Origin of the sequence: Leclercia sp. GLN_9, from assembly GCF_043105735.1 — a bacterium.
Classification (GTDB): Bacteria; Pseudomonadota; Gammaproteobacteria; order Enterobacterales; family Enterobacteriaceae; genus Enterobacter; species Enterobacter adecarboxylatus.
This window is the reverse complement of record NZ_JBICLV010000010.1, coordinates 151,503-170,039: the sequence shown is the minus strand read 5'-3', so window position 1 is coordinate 170,039 and position 18,537 is coordinate 151,503. Positions and strand designations below refer to the sequence as shown.

Below are 18,537 nucleotides of genomic sequence, written 5' to 3'. Positions count from 1 at the left end.
AAGAGATGTTGAATGCATGGCACCTGCCGGTTGCCCCATTTGTTAAGCAAAACAACGATAAACTTGTCATTACGCTGTGGCTGACGGGTGAGCAGCTGCCTGAGCGGGTCACGCTGCGCGCTGAATTCGATAATGAAGAGACCTCGCTGCCGATGCATAAGGTGCGCAGCCAGCCGCAACCCGGCGTGACCGCCTGGCGCGCGACCATTGACGCAGCGAAAGGGCAGCCGCGACACCGCTACAGCTTTAAAATGCTCTGGCATAACCGTCAGCTGTGGTTTACCCCGCAGGGGTTCAGCCGTTTTCCACCCGCCCGACTGGAGCAGTTCGCCGTCGATTATCCTGATGCCGGGCCTGAGTGGGTGGTTGAGCAGGTCTTCTATCAGATTTTCCCGGACCGCTTTGCCCGCAGCCAGCAACGCAACCCGGAAAGGGATAAAACCTACTATCACCACGCCGCCGGTCACGAGACGATCTTCCATGAATGGGATGAGCCGGTCACTGCCCAGGCAGGTGGCTCCACCTTTTACGGCGGCGATCTCGACGGCATTAGCGAGAAGCTGCCGTATCTGAAAAAACTGGGCGTCACGGCGCTTTACCTTAACCCGGTGTTTGTTGCCCCCAGCGTGCATAAGTACGACACCGAAGATTATCGCCACGTGGATGAGCAGTTTGGCGGCGACGAGGCCCTGTTACGCCTGCGGGAAAATACCCAGCGGGAAGAGATGCGCCTGATCCTGGACGGCGTGTTTAACCACAGCGGTGATTCTCACGCCTGGTTTGACCGCCACAATCGTGGAACAGGCGGAGCCTGCCATAACCCGGACTCGCCCCAGCGGGCCTGGTACAGCTTTGACGACGAAGGCCGCGCCCTCGACTGGTTGGGCTACGCCAGCTTACCGAAGCTGGATTACCAGTCACCCACGCTGGTGGAGGAGATCTACGGCGGCGAAGACAGTATTGTTCGTCACTGGCTAAAAGCCCCGTGGAATATGGACGGCTGGCGGCTGGATGTGGTGCATATGCTTGGCGAGACGGGCGGAGCGCGGAACAACCTGCAACATGTGGCTGGGATCACCCGTTCCGCGAAGCAGGCCCGGCCCGATGCCTTCGTCTTTGGCGAGCACTTTGGCGATGCCCGCCAGTGGTTGCAGAATGACGCGGAAGATTCGGCGATGAACTACCGCGGCTTCACCTTCCCGCTGTGGGGCTTCCTCGCCAATACCGATATCTCCTACGATCCGCAGCTGATCGACGCGGAAACCTGCATGAAGTGGATGGATAACTACCGCGCCAGCCTGTCGCATCAGCAGCAGCTCCGCATGTTCAACCAGCTCGACAGCCATGACACCGCGCGCTTTAAGTCTTTGCTCGGCAAAGACGTGGCGCGCCTGCCGCTGGCGGTCACCTGGCTGTTTACCTGGCCGGGCGTACCCTGCATTTACTACGGGGATGAAGTGGGGCTGGATGGCAATAACGATCCCTTCTGCCGCAAGACCTTCCCGTGGGAGGCTGAAAAACAGGATCCGGCGCTGTTCACGCTCTATCAGCGGCTGATTAAACTGCGTAAACAGAGCCAGGCGCTGCGCTATGGCGGCTGCCAGGTCGTCTACGCTCACGACAATGTGGTGGTGTTTATGCGTCTCTACAACCAGCAGCGGGTGCTGGTGGCTATTAACCGGGGCGATGCCTGTGAGGTGGTAATAGACGATTCGCCGCTACTTAACGTAAAACAGTGGCAACTGAAAGAGGGGAAAGGCGTGGCGCAGGAGGGTGTACTCTCACTGCCAGCGATCTCGGCTTCCGTCTGGTTCGGGCATTAATCTTCGCTGCCGGGCGGTACTGCGTATCATCCAGGCCCGGCAAGCGTAGCGCCTACGGGCATGAGGCTCGCCAATAAAAAAGGCCCGCATTTGCGGGCCTTTTCGTAAACCGTGCCGATTACAGGCTGGATACGTTTTCAGTCAGATATTTCGCAACGCCTGCTGGAGACGCGGCCATACCTTCTTTACCTTTTTCCCACTGAGCCGGGCACACTTCACCGTGCTCTTCGTGGAACTGCAGCGCGTCAACCATACGCAGCATTTCATCGATGTTACGACCCAGTGGCAGATCGTTCACAACCTGGTGACGCACGATACCGTTAGCGTCGATCAGGAAGGAGCCACGCAGGGCAACGCCCGCATCCGGGTGCTCGATACCGTAAGCCTGCTGGATTTCGCGTTTGATGTCCGCAACCATCGCGTATTTCACTGGACCGATGCCGCCATTGTCGACAGGGGTGTTACGCCATGCGTTGTGAACAAACTCAGAGTCGAAGGAGACGCCAACCACTTCCACGCCACGCTTCTGGAATTCTTCGTAACGCTTGTCAAAAGCAATCAGCTCAGACGGGCAAACGAAGGTGAAGTCCATTGGCCAGAAGAACAGAACGGTGGCTTTACCGTTGGTATGCTGTTTGAAGTTGAAGTTTTCAACGATTTCACCGCTGCCCAGTACAGCTGCTGCTGTAAAATCCGGGGCCGGACGAGTTACCAGAACCATATGATTCTCCTGTGATTACTAAGGTTATTTGGAACGCAACGCGGCCCAGTATAGAGAGTCCTCGCGCGAAAGACAAAGAGGCGCTGACAATCGTTAACCCAGCTTTTACCTATCAATCACATTCACATTAAAGCAGCTTATATCTCGCCTGCTCCATCATGCGCGGGTAGAACTGCCAGAAACGGCTTTCAAGGGCATCGTAATGGGCATCCAGATCCTGCCAGGAGTCGCGCAGGGCGTCGAGACGAGGACGGCGGCTGGCCATCCCATTCAGTACCCGCTGAATAAAGTCCATATCGCTATAGCGTTCGAGCCAGCGCTCTGACCACAGGTAATCATTCAGATTCACAAAGCGCGGCGGCGAGTCCGGGAGGATGATTGCCACCTGGGCGTGGGCATAGCGGACGAATTCCGGCAGCGGCATGTCGGGAGAAAGCTGTTCCCAGTGGCGAGAGACGAAGTGATCCCACATGACATCGAGCGTAATAGGGGCGACACGGCGGGTTTCCGGGCGGAACCACTCTTTGGCTTCTTTTACTTCAGGCAGGTTGTCGGTCATGACGTCGATCCGGCGGTGCATAAAAATGCCCTCCACTACGTCAGCGGGGTAATCCTCGGCGGGATTGCCACGCACAAAATCGGCCAGCAGATTGCCGGAAAGAGAGCTGTCAGCGAGATGGGCGAGGTGCAGGTGAGCGAGAAAATTCATGTGATTCGTTATCCGGTGTCGGCTAGTTGTTGCAGCAAAGAGGTGTGAGCACTAGACTAAGCCGCCTGTTTTTAAGTCACGAGTATATGCCATGCGCGTCGCCGATTTCTCCTTTGAATTACCCGAGTCCCTTATTGCCCACTATCCTATGCCTGAGCGCAGTAGCTGCCGCTTATTGTCGCTGGATGGGCCGACGGGTGCGCTGACGCACGGGACTTTCACCGACCTGCTCGACAAGCTTAATCCGGGCGACCTGCTGGTGTTCAACAACACTCGCGTCATTCCGGCCCGTCTGTTTGGCCGCAAAGCCAGCGGCGGTAAGATCGAAGTGCTGGTCGAAAGAATGCTCGATGATAAACGTATTTTGGCACATATTCGCGCCTCTAAAGCGCCAAAGCCGGGGGCGGAACTGCTGCTGGGCGATGACGAGAGCATCAACGCCACCATGGTGGCGCGCCATGACGCGCTGTTTGAAGTGCAGTTTAACGATGAGCGTCCGGTACTGGATATCCTCAACAGCATCGGCCATATGCCGCTGCCGCCGTATATTGACCGCCCGGATGAAGACGCTGACCGCGAACTGTATCAGACCGTCTACAGCCAGAAGCCGGGTGCCGTCGCTGCCCCGACCGCGGGCCTGCATTTTGACGATCCGCTGCTGGCAAAACTGCGCGAGAAAGGCGTGGAGTTGGCTTTTGTCACCCTGCACGTGGGCGCGGGCACCTTCCAGCCGGTGCGGGTAGACAGCATTGAAGATCACATCATGCACTCCGAATATGCCGAAGTGCCGCAGGACGTCGTGGATGCGGTTCTGGCAGCGAAAGCGCGCGGTAACCGCGTCATTGCCGTCGGCACTACCTCGGTTCGTTCGCTGGAGAGCGCTGCCCAGGCCGCCAAAAACGATCTGATTGAGCCGTTCTTCGGCGACACACAAATCTTCATCTACCCGGGTTATCAATATCAGGTAATCGATGCGCTGGTGACCAACTTCCACCTGCCGGAGTCGACGCTGATTATGCTGGTGTCGGCATTTGCGGGTTATCAAAACACCATGAATGCCTACAAGGCTGCGGTAGAACAAAAATATCGGTTTTTTAGCTACGGTGACGCGATGTTTATCACGTACAATCCGCAAGCTTTGAATGAACGTGTCGGGGAATAACTCTCCGGTACCAGAATAATGTGTCGGACTGTTTTTCTGGCACAGAGGAATGAAAATGAAATTTGAACTTGATACCACTGATGGTCGCGCGCGCCGCGGCCGTCTGGTGTTCGATCGTGGCGTAGTAGAAACGCCAGCCTTCATGCCTGTGGGCACCTACGGCACCGTAAAAGGGATGACGCCGGAAGAAGTTGAAGCCACGGGCGCACAAATTATCCTCGGTAACACTTTCCACCTGTGGCTGCGCCCGGGCCAGGAAGTGATGAAGCTGCACGGCGATCTGCACGATTTTATGCAGTGGAAAGGCCCAATCCTCACCGACTCTGGCGGTTTCCAGGTCTTCAGCCTCGGTGACATTCGCAAGATCACTGAAAAAGGCGTTCATTTCCGTAACCCTATCAACGGCGACTCGATCTTCCTCGATCCGGAAAAATCAATGGAGATTCAGTACGATCTCGGCTCCGATATCGTGATGATCTTCGACGAATGTACCCCATACCCGGCCGACTGGGATTACGCTAAACGCTCCATGGAGATGTCGCTGCGTTGGGCGAAGCGCAGTCGCGACCGTTTTGACGGCCTTGGCAACAAAAATGCGCTGTTTGGCATTATTCAGGGAAGCGTTTACGAAGATTTACGCGATATCTCGGTTAAAGGTCTGGTAGAGATAGGTTTTGATGGCTACGCTGTCGGCGGTCTGGCTGTAGGGGAGCCGAAGGAAGATATGCACCGTATTCTGGAGCATGTTTGCCCGCAAATTCCAACAGATAAGCCTCGATACCTGATGGGCGTCGGTAAGCCAGAAGATCTGGTCGAAGGCGTGCGTCGCGGCATTGATATGTTCGACTGCGTTATGCCGACCCGTAACGCCCGTAATGGTCACCTGTTCGTGACCGACGGCGTGGTAAAAATCCGTAATGCGAAGCATAAAAGCGACACCAGCACGCTCGATGCCGAGTGCGATTGCTATACCTGTCGCAATTATTCTCGTGCCTATTTGCATCATCTTGATCGTTGTAATGAAATACTGGGCGCGCGTCTCAACACGATTCATAACCTTCGCTATTACCAGCGCTTAATGGCTGGTTTACGCAAGGCTATCGAAGAGGGTAAATTAGAGAGCTTCGTGACCGATTTTTACCAACGACAGGGTCGGGAAGTCCCACCTTTGAACGTTGATTAATTTATTTAATGAGGGAATTTTAATGAGCTTTTTTATTTCTGATGCGGTAGCGGCAACAGGTGCACCGGCGCAGGGCAGCCCGATGTCTCTGATTCTGATGCTGGTGGTGTTCGGTCTGATCTTCTATTTCATGATCCTGCGTCCACAGCAGAAGCGCACCAAAGAGCACAAAAAGCTGATGGACTCCATCGCTAAAGGTGATGAAGTGCTGACTAACGGTGGTCTGGTTGGTCGTGTGAGCAAAGTTGCAGATAACGGCTACATCGTTATCGCGCTGAACGATACCACTGAAGTAGTGATCAAACGTGACTTCGTCGCTGCCGTTCTGCCGAAAGGCACCATGAAAGCGCTGTAATTAACTTTTCCCAAAGGGAACTGCCGTGTTAAACCGTTATCCTTTGTGGAAGTACATCATGCTGGTCGTCGTCATTGTCGTCGGCCTGCTGTATGCGCTTCCCAACCTGTATGGTGAGGATCCGGCTGTTCAAATCACTGGCGCGCGCGGTGTCGCCGCCAGTGAGCAAACGCTGATCCAGGTCCAGAAAACTTTACAAGAAGAAAAAATTACCGCTAAGTCTGTGGCACTGGAAGAGGGCGCTATTCTTGCTCGCTTCGACTCCACCGACACGCAACTCCGCGCGCGTGAAGCGCTGATGGGCGTGATGGGTGATAAATATGTCGTGGCGTTGAACCTTGCTCCTGCAACGCCGCGTTGGTTAGCTTCTATCAACGCGGAACCGATGAAACTCGGTCTCGACCTGCGTGGCGGCGTACACTTCCTGATGGAAGTCGATATGGAAACCGCGCTTGGCAAACTCCAGGAACAAAACATCGACAGCCTGCGTAGCGATCTGCGCGACAAAGGCATCCCTTACACCACCGTGCGTAAGGAAGATAATTACGGGATGAGCATCGCGTTCCGCGACAGCAAGGCCCGCGATCAGGCGATGGATTACCTGACCCAGCGTCATCGCGACCTGGTGCTCTCTTCTCAGGGCAGCAACCAGCTGCGTGCGGTGATGACCGATGAGCGTCTGAAAGAAGCGCGTGAATACGCGGTTCAGCAGAACATCAACATCCTGCGTAACCGTGTTAACCAGCTTGGCGTAGCTGAACCGCTGGTACAGCGTCAGGGTGCTGACCGTATCGTGGTAGAGCTGCCGGGTATCCAGGATACCGCACGTGCTAAAGAGATTCTGGGCGCAACCGCGACGCTGGAATTCCGTCTGGTGAACACCAACGTCGATCAGTCCGCAGTCGCCTCTGGCCGCGTTCCGGGCGACTCTGAAGTGAAGCAGACCCGTGAAGGCCAGCCGGTTGTGATGTACAAGCGGGTGATCCTGACCGGTGACCACATCACCGACTCGACCTCCAGCCAGGACGAATACAACCAGCCGCAGGTTAACATCTCGCTTGATAGCGCAGGTGGTAACATCATGTCTAACTTCACCAAGGACAACATCGGTAAGCCGATGGCGACCCTGTTCGTGGAGTACAAAGACAGCGGTAAAAAAGACGCTAACGGTCGCGCCATTCTGGTGAAAGAGGAAGAGGTGATTAACATCGCCAATATCCAGTCTCGCCTGGGTAACAGCTTCCGTATTACCGGTATCAACAACCCGAACGAAGCGCGTCAGCTTTCGCTACTGCTGCGTGCCGGTGCGCTGATTGCGCCAATTCAGATCGTTGAAGAACGTACCATCGGTCCAACACTGGGCATGCAGAACATCACCCAGGGTCTGGAAGCTTGTCTGGCAGGTCTGGCGATCTCCATCGTCTTCATGATCTTCTTCTATAAGAAGTTTGGTCTGATTGCGACAAGTGCGCTGATTGCGAACCTGGTGTTGATCATCGGTATCATGTCCCTGCTGCCAGGGGCGACGCTGACCATGCCGGGTATTGCGGGTATCGTTCTAACCCTTGCGGTAGCGGTCGATGCCAACGTACTGATTAACGAACGTATCAAGGAAGAGTTAAGCAACGGTCGCTCTGTTCAGCAGGCGATTGACGAAGGCTATAAAGGCGCTTTCAGCTCCATCTTCGATGCGAACGTAACAACACTGATTAAGGTTCTTATCCTGTATGCAGTGGGTACTGGCGCTATCAAAGGCTTTGCGATTACGACCGGTATCGGTGTCGCAACGTCGATGTTTACCGCTATTGTCGGCACCCGTGCCATCGTGAACCTGCTGTACGGCGGCAAGCGCGTTAAAAAGCTGTCTATCTGAGGAGTGCGTTGTGGCACAGGAATATACTGTTGAACAATTGAACTACGGCCGTAAAGTCTGGGACTTTATGCGCTGGGACTACTGGGCCTTCGGCATTTCAGGTTTACTGCTGATCCTGTCCATCGTCGTTATGGGCGTGAAAGGCTTTAACTGGGGCCTTGATTTCACCGGTGGTACGGTGATTGAGATCTCCCTGGAAAAACCGGTCGATATGGACCAGATGCGCGAATCCCTGCAAAAAGCAGGCTTCGAAGAGCCGCTGCTGCAGAACTTTGGCAGCAGCCGCGACATCATGGTACGTATGCCTCCCGTACACGATGCTAACGGCAGTCAGGAGCTGGGCAGCAAGGTTGTTAACGTGATTAACGAAACAACCAGCCAGAGCGCGACGGTTAAGCGTATTGAGTTCGTCGGGCCAAGCGTGGGTGCGGATCTCGCCCAGACCGGTGCGATGGCACTGCTGGTCGCGTTGATCTCCATCCTGGTCTACGTCGGTTTCCGCTTTGAATGGCGACTGGCGGCAGGTGTGGTTATCGCCCTTGCGCACGACGTAGTGATTACCATGGGTATTCTGTCGCTGTTCCACATTGAGGTTGACCTGACGATCGTGGCATCCCTGATGTCCGTTATCGGTTACTCACTGAACGACAGTATCGTGGTATCTGACCGTATCCGTGAAAACTTCCGTAAGATCCGTCGCGGTACGCCGTACGAAATCTTTAACGTGTCGTTGACCCAGACGCTGCACCGTACCTTGATCACCTCCGGTACTACCCTGATGGTGATCCTGATGCTGTTCCTCTTCGGCGGTCCGGTTCTGGAAGGCTTCTCGCTAACCATGCTGATCGGTGTCTCCATCGGTACGGCGTCGTCCATCTACGTCGCGTCGGCACTGGCACTGAAACTTGGCATGAAGCGCGAGCACCTGCTCCAGCAGAAGGTCGAGAAAGAAGGGGCGGATCAGCCCTCTATCCTGCCGTAAGACAGGTAGCGCGCTATCGAAATCCCGGTCTGATGACCGGGATTTTTTTTATCTGCTCCTGACAAACACTCCTGACAGTATGCTGTCAGGAGGCCTGTCATACACTCCTCCTGAACCCAAACAACAGGCAGGAGGATGTATGAAAAGTGTGATTAACTGGTTTGAAATTCCGGTCGCGGATATGGATCGTGCCATCAAATTTTACGAGCCGGTGATGCAGGTGGCGCTAAAGCGCGAGACAATGGACGTTGCCGAGCTGGCCATTTTTCCTCATGAGGATCCGGCTACCGGCGGCGCGCTGGCAAAATTTGACGGCATTACACCCTCATCGCAGGGCGCTATTATTTATCTGCATACTGACAACCTGGCGGCAACGCTGGATCGTGTGGTGTCAGCGGGTGGGGCATGCGTGTTTGGACCACTGGAACTGCCGCGCGGTATTGGCACCATTGCGCTGTTTACCGACAGCGAAGGCAACCGGGTTGGACTTCATCAACCTGCCTGACATCAACCTGTAAAGCGAATAAACAATGACCCGACGCGCTGACCGTTTGTTTCAGATTGTGCAAATCCTGCGAGGCAGGCGGCTGACCACAGCAGCGCATCTGGCAGACAGGCTCGGCGTTTCTGAACGCACGGTTTATCGTGATATCCGCGATCTATCGCTCTCTGGCGTGCCGGTGGAAGGGGAGGCGGGAAGCGGCTATCGACTGATGTCGGGCTTTGACTTGCCGCCCCTGATGCTGACCAACAGGGAGTCCGAAGCGCTGATGGTGGCGATCCGCCTGCTTAAAACCTGGGGCGGGGAGTCGCTGTCGCGTGAGCTGGAGTCGGCCCAGGAAAAGGTGCTGGCGATCCTGCCGGAGGAGAGCCGCCGCAAGGCCGAGCAGACGCGGATCTACGCTCCGGATATTGCCATGCAACACCACTCCCGCAGCGGCTTCGATGTGATTCATCAGGCGATCTCTGCTCAACGGGTGCTGGGACTGCACTATCGTGATGAAAGCGGGCACCTCTCTTCCCGCGACGTGCAGCCGCTGGGGTTGTTCTTCTGGGGCGAGCACTGGCTGCTGGCAGCATGGTGTGAACGGCGCGATGACTATAGCTGTTTCCGACTCGACAGGTGTCTGAATATCACGATGACGGACAGACGCTTTAGCGAAGGTGCAGGCCGATCGCTGGCGGACTTTTTACGGAAGGTTAAGCAATAAAAAAGCCAGCTCTTGAGCTGGCTTTTTTGCCGGGTGGCGTTACAGGCACAACTTAGAAGTTGTAACCCACAACCAGGTAACCACCCCAGCCGGTAGAACGCACGCTGAAGTTACCGTCGCCGAAGTTCAGGCTGGCGTCGTCGTTCCACTGACCACCGTTGTGCCAGTAACGCGCCACAACAGAGTAGTGCCAGTGATCGTAGTTCAGCGCCAGGATGTGGCTGGAGGCGATAGAGTCGTTGGTACGCGCTTTCTTACCGTTCAGGTCACGGAAGTCGTTGTCGCCCAGGTCTGAACCCCAGTCAAAGTTGGTGAAGCCGATGTAGCTCAGGTTGCCGCCCCACAGCTGGGTGATTGGCACAAAGTATTTCACTTTGAAACGGTAGCCATCCCACTCGTTTTCGTTCGCTGCACCGTAGTTCTGCCACTGGTATTTAGCATAAACGTTCATGGACAGGCTCATCGGCAGACCGGTGTCGATGTCAGTACCCAGACCCATGTACCAGGTGCTCTGGCGACCGGACTTGTTGCGGCCCATGTCGTAGATGTAGTTGTTTGCGAAGTACCACTCTTTAAACGGACCAAAGGCCAGGCTGGTACCGGTCAGCTTGTCGATGGAGAAGCGCGGTTCGATCTCCATGAACAGTGGGGAACCGTGGTTCCAGATACCTTTCGCGTCAGTATTACCACCGAAGAAGACCGGTGCATCCATGTAACCATAGAAATCAAACCAGTCTTTTTTGGCAAACGCTTCGTATTCCAGGTAGGTATCGTTGCGGATCTGTGGTCCGAAACGGGTGTGGTAGCTGCCAACGACGTTGACGCTCTGGTGCCACCAGTCGGAAACGTACTCTGGTTTATCGTTTTCTGCTGCCTGAACAGAGAAAGTAGAGGAGAGCGCCAGCGCTGCACCGGCTGCCAGTAATGTTTTTTTCATAATAATGCCACTGATTTGAAATCCCTTAGGGGAGTGAAAAAGGCGCGAATTGCGTTTCTAAATATTTCGTGTTTCTGGGAGCCTATTATAGGAATCCTTGCTCACAAAAATATGTGTTGTTTCACAGTTCTCTCACATACGTAATCGATTGCGTTCACGTTTGCGTATTTTTAAACGGAGCGGATTGTAATAGCAAACATTTCTGTTGCCAATGTTTGTAACCAAAGAGCGGGGCGGAACGTGATCCACGTTCCGCTGGGGGATTATTGCGCGACGGGCTGGATATCGTGGATGCGGATAAAACCGAGTTGATCGGGCGTCAGGCCGTTAAGCTGCAACGGAATGTCGACATCGCTGGGTGCCAGAATGCTGGCCGGTGCATTAATCAGCTGGGTCTGGACGTTCAGCTCCTGGAAGCTATCGGTAGTGCCCTGGATCTGGCCCCACTCAACGGTGGCGCTGAATGCCGGCAGGGGATCGTTTGATTCCCCCTGAATGCGCAGCGTGGCACGGGTACCATCGGCGTTTGGCGCGACGTTCACCAGCGACATGCGCAGTGTGCCGATCTGGCTGTTCAGCCTGGCAGGCGTATTCGATCCCGGCAGCAGATAGACGCCGCTGGTCGATTTCGCGTTCAGCGCATTCTGCTGGGTGATCTTGACGGTTTCCTGGTTAAGCTTATTCATGGTCGTATTCAATGAACTGATGCTTTGGTTCATCTGGCGCACTTCGCTTTGCTGCGCACAGGCGCTGAGGCTAAAAAGGCTTCCCAGCAGCAGAACATGTAGGTAACGTCTTGTCATGGCAATTATTTCCCTGAAATAACGGATTCTGCTAAGGGTAGTCAACGACGCGGCCCTGCGTATAGATCCTTTATCTCAAAAACGCTCCTTCTTTGTTGTCAGCCCAGTTCGGGGTAAAATGGAGTTCAGTCAACCCGATAGCCAGGACACCGTATGCATTGCCCATTCTGTCTCGCCGTGGATACTAAAGTAATCGACTCCCGTCTCGTGGGAGAAGGCTCATCCGTACGCCGCCGCCGTCAGTGCCTGGTATGTAACGAACGCTTCACCACTTTTGAAGTGGCGGAGCTGGTGATGCCGCGCGTCGTCAAAAGTAACGACGTTCGCGAACCCTTCAATGAAGAGAAGCTGCGCAGTGGAATGCTAAAAGCGCTGGAGAAGCGGCCAGTAAGCGCAGATGACGTCGAAATGGCGCTTAACCATATCAAAACTCAGCTGCGCGCCACCGGCGAGCGCGAGGTGCCGAGCAAAATGATCGGCAATCTGGTCATGGAACAGCTCAAGAAGCTCGATAAAGTCGCCTATATCCGTTTTGCCTCTGTTTACCGCAGTTTTGAAGATATCAAAGAGTTCGGTGAAGAGATCGCCCGCCTACAGGACTAAGCACATGCAGGATGAGATTTACATGGCGCGAGCGCTGAAGCTGGCGCAACGCGGGCGGTTTACCACCCACCCCAATCCGAACGTGGGTTGCGTTATCGTGAAAGATGGCGAGATCGTTGGGGAAGGTTTTCACTATCGTGCCGGTGAGCCGCATGCCGAAGTGCATGCTTTGCGCATGGCCGGCGAGAAGGCGCGCGGTGCGACGGCCTACGTAACGCTGGAACCTTGCAGCCATCACGGCCGCACGCCGCCGTGCTGCGATGCCCTTATTGCAGCGGGCGTTTCACGGGTCGTCGCGGCGATGCAGGATCCTAATCCTCAGGTTGCTGGTCGCGGCCTGTATCGCCTGCAGCAGGCGGGCATTGAAGTCAGTCATGGCCTGATGATGAGTGAAGCCGAACGCCTGAACAAAGGCTTCCTCAAGCGGATGCGAACCGGTTTTCCCTATATTCAGTTGAAGCTGGGCGCCTCGCTGGATGGCCGCACGGCAATGGCCAGTGGCGAAAGCCAGTGGATCACCTCCCCACAAGCAAGGCGCGATGTGCAACTTCTGCGCGCGCAAAGCCATGCTATCCTCACCAGCCATACCACCGTTTTGGCCGACGATCCTGCTTTGACCGTGCGCTGGGATGAGCTGAATGCCGACACGCAGACGCTGTATCCGCAACAAAATTTACGCCAGCCGCTGCGCATCGTGGTTGACCGGCAGAACAGCGTGACGCCTGAGCACCGCATTGTGCAGCAGCCGGGCGAAACCTGGTTTGCCCGTACGCAGGAAGATGAGCGCAGCTGGCCGGAAGGCGTTCGCAGCATCCTGGTGCCGGAGCATAACGGGCACGTGGATTTAGTGGTGCTGATGATGTTGCTGGGTAAACAGCAGATCAACAGTATCTGGGTAGAAGCCGGTCCGACGCTGGCCGGTGCGCTGTTGCAGGCCGGGCTGGTAGACGAGCTGATCGTCTATCTGGCGCCTAAACTGTTAGGCAGCGACGCGCGTGGTCTGTGCGTGTTACCTGGGCTGGAAAAACTGGCGGATGCTCCGGCATTTAAATTTAGCGAGATACGCCCGGTTGGGCCGGATCTGTGTCTCCACCTGACCACCGCGTAAGGCTTGCCTAAATAGGGAAGCAGTGCGCAAAATATTATGATAAAATCCGCCCCCCTGCGGGGCCACCAAATGAACCCGTTAAGGAAGAGTATGAACATTATTGAAGCAGCCGTTGCTACCCCGGACGCTCGCGTCGCCATCACCATTGCGCGTTTCAACAACTTCATCAACGACAGCCTGCTGGAGGGTGCCATTGACGCCCTGAAACGTATCGGCCAGGTGAAAGACGAAAACATTACCGTTGTCTGGGTTCCGGGTGCTTACGAACTGCCACTGGCAGCGGGCGCACTGGCGAAAACCGGTAAGTATGATGCAGTTATCGCACTGGGTACGGTAATTCGTGGCGGCACCGCGCATTTTGAATATGTTGCGGGTGGCGCAAGCAACGGTCTGGCGCACGTGGCACAGGATGCAGAAATTCCTGTCGCTTTCGGCGTACTCACCACTGAAAGTATTGAACAAGCCATCGAACGTGCTGGCACCAAAGCCGGTAACAAAGGTGCAGAAGCTGCACTGACCGCGCTTGAAATGATCAATGTATTGAAAGCCATCAAGGCCTGATTTTTTTGTAAGGGGAATTCCGTGAAACCTGCTGCTCGTCGCCGCGCCCGTGAATGTGCCGTTCAGGCACTTTACTCCTGGCAGTTGTCCCAGAACGACATCGCTGATGTTGAATACCAGTTCCTGGCGGAACAAGACGTCAAAGACGTTGACGTCGTGTACTTCCGTGAACTGCTGTCGGGAGTGGCGACTAATAGCGCGTATCTCGACGGTCTGATGAAGCCGTACCTGTCCCGTCTGCTCGAAGAGCTGGGCCAGGTTGAAAAAGCTGTGCTGCGTATCGCACTGTTTGAGCTGTCGAAGCGTGATGATGTGCCGTACAAAGTGGCCATCAACGAAGCGATCGAACTGGCGAAAACCTTCGGTGCTGAAGACAGCCACAAATTTGTGAATGGCGTGCTGGATAAAGCCGCACCTGCGATCCGTCCCCGTAAAAAGTGATCCGCAAGCCGGAGTATCGTGTCGCCTTTGGGCGGTGCGTGCTCCGGTTTTTTTATTTTCTTTGCTGAGGCATAACGTATGGCATGTGGCGAATTTTCCCTGATTGCCCGTTATTTTGACCGAGTCAGAAGCTCGCGTCTCGATGTGGAAACCGGCATCGGCGACGACTGTGCACTTCTCAATATCCCCGAAAAGCAGACGCTGGCCATCAGCACCGACACCTTAGTGTGTGGTCATCATTTTCTGCCGGATATCGATCCTGCCGATCTGGCGTATAAAGCGCTGGCGGTAAACGTGAGCGATTTGGCGGCGATGGGGGCCGATCCGGCGTGGTTAACCCTGGCGCTGACGCTACCAAAAGTAGATGAAAGCTGGCTTGAGGCCTTTAGCGACGCGCTGTTTGAACAGCTTAACTATTACGATATGCAGTTGATTGGCGGCGATACTACCGCCGGTCCGCTGTCGATGACCCTGGCGATCCACGGCTATGTGCCGGCTGGGCGGGCGTTAAAACGTTCTGGTGCGAAACCGGGCGACTGGATTTACGTCACCGGCACGCCGGGTGATAGCGCGGCAGGGCTGGCCATATTGCAGAAGCAGTTAACCGTGCCGGACGCGAATGATGAGGCGTACTTTGTGCGACGCCATCTGCGCCCGACGCCGCGCATTCTGCACGGCCAGGCGCTGCGGGATCGCGCCAGTTCTGCTATCGATCTTTCGGATGGCCTGATCTCCGATCTGGGTCATATTCTGAAAGCCAGCGGCGTAGGCGCGCGGATCGACCTGGATCTGTTTTCGCTCTCTGAGGCGATGCGCAGGCACGTGGAGCCAGATCAGGCGTTGCGCTGGGCACTCTCCGGCGGCGAAGATTATGAGCTGTGCTTTACCGTTCCTGAGCTGAACCGCGGCACGCTGGATGTGGCGTTAGCCAATCTGGGGGCTGGGTTTACCTGTATCGGCCAGATTATGCCGGAAAGCGAAGGATTGCAGTTTGTGCAGAACGGTTCGCCGGTAACGCTCGACTGGAAAGGGTACGATCACTTCGCATAGTTCTGTGCGGCGTGTATTGCCGGGTGGCAGCTTCGCCTTACCCGGCTTACAGATACTTTGAAAAGCCCGGTACGCGTGAAGCGCCACCGGGCTTTTTTATTTGAATCCCACGACCGGATGCTGCTTGTACGGCGTCTCCAGCTCGGCGATCTGTTCCGGGGTCAGGGTGATATCTACGGCATTGATCAGCTCGTCCAGCTGCTCTTCGCGCGATGCGCCGATAATGGGCGCTGCCACTCCCCGCTTACTCAACACCCATGCCAGTGCCACTTGGGCGCGCGTTACGCCGAGATCCTCGGCAACCCTTGTTAAACGTTCGGCTATCTGCGCGTTATTGGCTTCGGTTTCGTCATACAGCGTTTTGCCAAACTCATCCGATACCGAGCGGGCAGTGGTTTCACCCCACGGACGGGTTAACCGCCCGCGCGCCAGCGGACTCCACGGGATCACCGCCACGCCGTGCTGATAGCACAGGGGCAACATCTCGCGCTCTTCTTCGCGGTAGATCAGGTTGTAGTGATCCTGCATGGTGACAAAGGGCGCCCACCCGTGCTGTTCCTGAAGTGCCAGCGCCTGGGCAAACTGGGCGGCGTGCATCGACGAGGCGCCGATATAGCGCGCTTTTCCCGCCCTGACCACGTCATTCAGCGCCTCGAGCGTCTCTTCAATCGGAGTATTATAATCCCAGCGGTGGATCTGCAGCAGATCGACATATTCCATGTTCAGGCGGCGCAGGCTGTCATCAATGGAGCGAAGGATCTGCGCCCGGGAGAGGCCTTCTGCCAGATCGCCCACCTGATGGTACACCTTGGTGGCGACCACCACTTCCTCGCGGCGAGCGAAGTCGCGCAGCGCCTGGCCGACGATCTCTTCGCTGCTGCCATCGGAGTAGCTGTTGGCGGTATCAAAGAAGTTAATGCCGCCCTCGAGAGCGTGTTTGATGATTGGACGGCTGCTCTCTTCCGGCAGCGTCCAGGCGTGCTTACCCCGGTCCGGCTCGCCAAACGTCATGCAGCCCAGACAAAGACGAGAAACCTTAAGATCTGTTTTTCCTAATATATTGTATTGCATGGTTCCACTCCTGCTGATTACTTAAAACGTAACGTTAAGCATAGCAGGAGCGGAAAGGGGAGGGATTATGCCAGCCAGGCGTTGATGCGGGCTTCGATACCCGCGGCATCCAGACCAATGTCGGCGCGCGCTTCGTCCTGCGTACCCTGCGGGATAAAGTGATCCGGCAGGCCCAGGTTCAGCACGGGTACAGGTTTACGATTCGCCATCAGCACTTCGTTCACGCCGCTGCCAGCTCCCCCCATAATTGCATTCTCTTCCAGGGTGACCAGCGCCTCGTGACGTGATGCCATGTCCAGTATCAAGGCCTCATCGAGCGGCTTTACAAAGCGCATGTCGACCAGGGTCGCGTTAAGGGACTCTGCCACTTTTGCCGCTTCTGGCATCAACGTACCAAAGTTCAGGATCGCCAGCTTTTCACCGCGACGTTTAACGACACCTTTGCCGATTGGCAGTTTTGCCAGCGGCTCCAGGGTGACGCCCACGGCGTTACCGCGCGGATAACGCACGGCCGTTGGGCCATCCTGGTAGTGATAGCCGGTGAACAGCATCTGGCGACATTCGTTTTCGTCGCTTGGGGTCATCACCACCATATCCGGGATACAGCGTAAAAAAGAGAGATCGAACGCGCCCTGGTGCGTCTGGCCGTCGGCCCCGACAATGCCTGCGCGGTCAATGGCGAACAGCACGGGCAGCTTCTGGATCGCGACATCGTGGATCACCTGGTCATAGGCGCGCTGCAGGAAGGTGGAGTAGATCGCCACGACCGGTTTGTAACCGCCTATCGCCAGACCTGCGGCAAAGGTCACGGCATGTTGCTCGGCGATGGCGACATCAAAATATTGCGTCGGGTATTTGCGGGAAAACTCGACCATCCCGGAACCTTCGCGCATCGCCGGGGTAACGGCCATCAGCTTGCTGTCTTTGGCGGCGGTTTCGCACAGCCAGTCACCGAAAATTTTAGAATAGCTCGGCATCCCACCGCTGCTTTTTGGCAGGCAGCCGCTGGTGTGGTCGAACTTGGGTACCGCGTGGAAGGTGATCGGATCTTTTTCCGCCGGTTCGTAGCCCCGGCCTTTTTTGGTCATGATGTGCAGGAACTGCGGGCCTTTCAGGTCACGCATGTTTTTCAGCGTGGAGACCAGCCCCAGCACGTCGTGTCCATCCACAGGACCAATGTAGTTAAAGCCCAGCTCTTCAAACAGCGTGCCAGGCACGACCATGCCTTTGATGTGCTCTTCGGTGCGTTTCAACAGCTCTTTGATCGGGGGTACGCCAGAGAAGACTTTTTTGCCGCCTTCGCGCAGGCTGGAGTAGAGCTTACCGGAGAGCAGGTTCGCCAGGTGGTTGTTCAGCGCACCGACGTTTTCGGAAATCGACATCTCGTTGTCATTGAGCACCACCAGCATGTCTGGTTTGATATCGCCCGCGTGGTTCATCGCCTCAAAGGCCATCCCGGCGGTAATCGCGCCATCGCCAATGACGCAGACGGTACGGCGCTGTTTGTTCTCTTTGGCAGCCGCGACGGCTACCCCGATCCCGGCTGAAATAGAGGTGGAAGAGTGACCGACGCTCAGCACGTCGTATTCGCTCTCGCCACGCCATGGGAACGGATGCAGGCCGCCTTTCTGGCGAATGGTGCCGATTTTATCGCGACGGCCAGTAAGAATTTTGTGCGGATAAGCCTGATGACCCACGTCCCAGATCAGCTGATCGAATGGCGTGTTATAGACATAATGCAGCGCCACGGTGAGTTCCACCGTGCCAAGCCCGGAGGCGAAATGACCGCTGGAGCGGCTGACGCTGTCGAGCAGGTAGCGACGCAGCTCGTCGCACAGCTTCGGCAGGCTCTCTTTCGGCAACAGACGTAACTCCTGGGTGGAGTCAACCAACGCCAGTGTCGGGTATTTGGCAATATCAAAACTCATCAGAGACTCATCGTGG

General features: G+C 55.8%; 19 protein-coding genes. 13 read left to right on the top strand and 6 right to left on the bottom strand.

Translation table 11 applies throughout. The annotated features are described in order from the left end of the window. The first annotated feature begins 5 nt into the window (after window positions 1-5). Window positions 6-1,823 carry a maltodextrin glucosidase gene (gene malZ / locus ACF8PE_RS05850; RefSeq protein WP_392494679.1) on the top strand — a complete coding sequence of 606 codons (1,818 nt, stop codon included), beginning with the start codon at window positions 6-8 and terminating at the stop codon, window positions 1,821-1,823. Between the two features lie 118 nt (window positions 1,824-1,941). On the opposite strand, the gene ACF8PE_RS05845 is transcribed toward malZ, so the two are convergent. Further along, window positions 1,942-2,544, bottom strand: coding sequence for a peroxiredoxin C (locus ACF8PE_RS05845; protein WP_032616797.1), 603 nt, complete (start codon window positions 2,542-2,544; stop codon window positions 1,942-1,944). Between the two features lie 127 nt (window positions 2,545-2,671). Beyond that, window positions 2,672-3,253, bottom strand: a complete 582-nt coding sequence (gene acpH, locus ACF8PE_RS05840) for an ACP phosphodiesterase (protein WP_032616798.1) — start codon at window positions 3,251-3,253, stop codon at window positions 2,672-2,674. Window positions 3,254-3,344: 91 nt separating this feature from the next. On the opposite strand from acpH, the gene queA reads away from it, so the two are divergent. The 7 genes from queA to ACF8PE_RS05805 all read left to right on the top strand — a co-directional run bounded on the left by queA (window position 3,345) and on the right by ACF8PE_RS05805 (window position 10,019). After that, window positions 3,345-4,415 carry a tRNA preQ1(34) S-adenosylmethionine ribosyltransferase-isomerase QueA gene (gene queA / locus ACF8PE_RS05835; RefSeq protein ID WP_032616799.1) on the top strand — a complete coding sequence of 357 codons (1,071 nt, stop codon included), beginning with the start codon at window positions 3,345-3,347 and terminating at the stop codon, window positions 4,413-4,415. 55 nt (window positions 4,416-4,470) lie between these two features. Beyond that, on the top strand, window positions 4,471-5,598 hold the full coding sequence (gene tgt, locus ACF8PE_RS05830; protein ID WP_392494678.1) for a tRNA guanosine(34) transglycosylase Tgt: 1,128 nt from the start codon (window positions 4,471-4,473) through the stop codon (window positions 5,596-5,598). Window positions 5,599-5,620: 22 nt separating this feature from the next. Beyond that, window positions 5,621-5,953, top strand: a complete 333-nt coding sequence (gene yajC, locus ACF8PE_RS05825) for a preprotein translocase subunit YajC (RefSeq protein WP_032616800.1) — start codon at window positions 5,621-5,623, stop codon at window positions 5,951-5,953. A 25-nt stretch (window positions 5,954-5,978) separates the two neighbouring features. Next, window positions 5,979-7,826: a protein translocase subunit SecD gene (gene secD / locus ACF8PE_RS05820; protein ID WP_032616801.1), complete on the top strand. Its 1,848-nt coding sequence runs from the start codon at window positions 5,979-5,981 to the stop codon at window positions 7,824-7,826. Window positions 7,827-7,836: 10 nt separating this feature from the next. Then, window positions 7,837-8,808 carry a protein translocase subunit SecF gene (gene secF, locus ACF8PE_RS05815; protein WP_032616802.1) on the top strand — a complete coding sequence of 324 codons (972 nt, stop codon included), beginning with the start codon at window positions 7,837-7,839 and terminating at the stop codon, window positions 8,806-8,808. Window positions 8,809-8,947: 139 nt separating this feature from the next. Next, window positions 8,948-9,313: a VOC family protein gene (locus ACF8PE_RS05810; protein ID WP_032616803.1), complete on the top strand. Its 366-nt coding sequence runs from the start codon at window positions 8,948-8,950 to the stop codon at window positions 9,311-9,313. Window positions 9,314-9,338: 25 nt separating this feature from the next. After that, window positions 9,339-10,019: a helix-turn-helix transcriptional regulator gene (locus ACF8PE_RS05805; protein ID WP_392494677.1), complete on the top strand. Its 681-nt coding sequence runs from the start codon at window positions 9,339-9,341 to the stop codon at window positions 10,017-10,019. 52 nt (window positions 10,020-10,071) lie between these two features. On the opposite strand, the gene ACF8PE_RS05800 is transcribed toward ACF8PE_RS05805, so the two are convergent. Both ACF8PE_RS05800 and ACF8PE_RS05795 read right to left on the bottom strand, forming a co-directional pair. Beyond that, window positions 10,072-10,956, bottom strand: coding sequence for a nucleoside-specific channel-forming protein Tsx (locus tag ACF8PE_RS05800; protein WP_059308617.1), 885 nt, complete (start codon window positions 10,954-10,956; stop codon window positions 10,072-10,074). Between the two features lie 263 nt (window positions 10,957-11,219). Beyond that, the gene (locus ACF8PE_RS05795) at window positions 11,220-11,759 is read right to left on the bottom strand and encodes a DUF3251 domain-containing protein (protein ID WP_032616811.1); all 540 of its coding nucleotides are present in this window, start codon (window positions 11,757-11,759) and stop codon (window positions 11,220-11,222) included. A 153-nt stretch (window positions 11,760-11,912) separates the two neighbouring features. On the opposite strand from ACF8PE_RS05795, the gene nrdR reads away from it, so the two are divergent. From nrdR to thiL, 5 genes are all read left to right on the top strand, one after another. Next, window positions 11,913-12,362, top strand: a complete 450-nt coding sequence (gene nrdR, locus ACF8PE_RS05790; protein ID WP_032616812.1) for a transcriptional regulator NrdR — start codon at window positions 11,913-11,915, stop codon at window positions 12,360-12,362. 4 nt (window positions 12,363-12,366) lie between these two features. Further along, a complete protein-coding gene (ribD, locus tag ACF8PE_RS05785) occupies window positions 12,367-13,470 on the top strand; it encodes a bifunctional diaminohydroxyphosphoribosylaminopyrimidine deaminase/5-amino-6-(5-phosphoribosylamino)uracil reductase RibD (protein ID WP_392494676.1) in 1,104 nt (367 codons plus the stop codon). Window positions 13,471-13,560: 90 nt separating this feature from the next. After that, the gene (ribE, locus tag ACF8PE_RS05780) at window positions 13,561-14,031 is read left to right on the top strand and encodes a 6,7-dimethyl-8-ribityllumazine synthase (RefSeq protein ID WP_014882758.1); all 471 of its coding nucleotides are present in this window, start codon (window positions 13,561-13,563) and stop codon (window positions 14,029-14,031) included. A 21-nt stretch (window positions 14,032-14,052) separates the two neighbouring features. Next, on the top strand, window positions 14,053-14,472 hold the full coding sequence (nusB, locus tag ACF8PE_RS05775; protein ID WP_032616814.1) for a transcription antitermination factor NusB: 420 nt from the start codon (window positions 14,053-14,055) through the stop codon (window positions 14,470-14,472). A gap of 78 nt (window positions 14,473-14,550) precedes the next feature. Next, the gene (gene thiL / locus ACF8PE_RS05770; RefSeq protein WP_392494675.1) at window positions 14,551-15,522 is read left to right on the top strand and encodes a thiamine-phosphate kinase; all 972 of its coding nucleotides are present in this window, start codon (window positions 14,551-14,553) and stop codon (window positions 15,520-15,522) included. Between the two features lie 96 nt (window positions 15,523-15,618). On the opposite strand, the gene ACF8PE_RS05765 is transcribed toward thiL, so the two are convergent. Beyond that, entirely contained in the window at window positions 15,619-16,593 is a 975-nt protein-coding gene (locus ACF8PE_RS05765) for an aldo/keto reductase (protein ID WP_032616816.1), read from the bottom strand. A gap of 65 nt (window positions 16,594-16,658) precedes the next feature. Then, entirely contained in the window at window positions 16,659-18,521 is a 1,863-nt protein-coding gene (gene dxs / locus ACF8PE_RS05760) for a 1-deoxy-D-xylulose-5-phosphate synthase (RefSeq protein ID WP_077226999.1), read from the bottom strand. Between the last annotated feature and the right edge of the window lie 16 nt (window positions 18,522-18,537).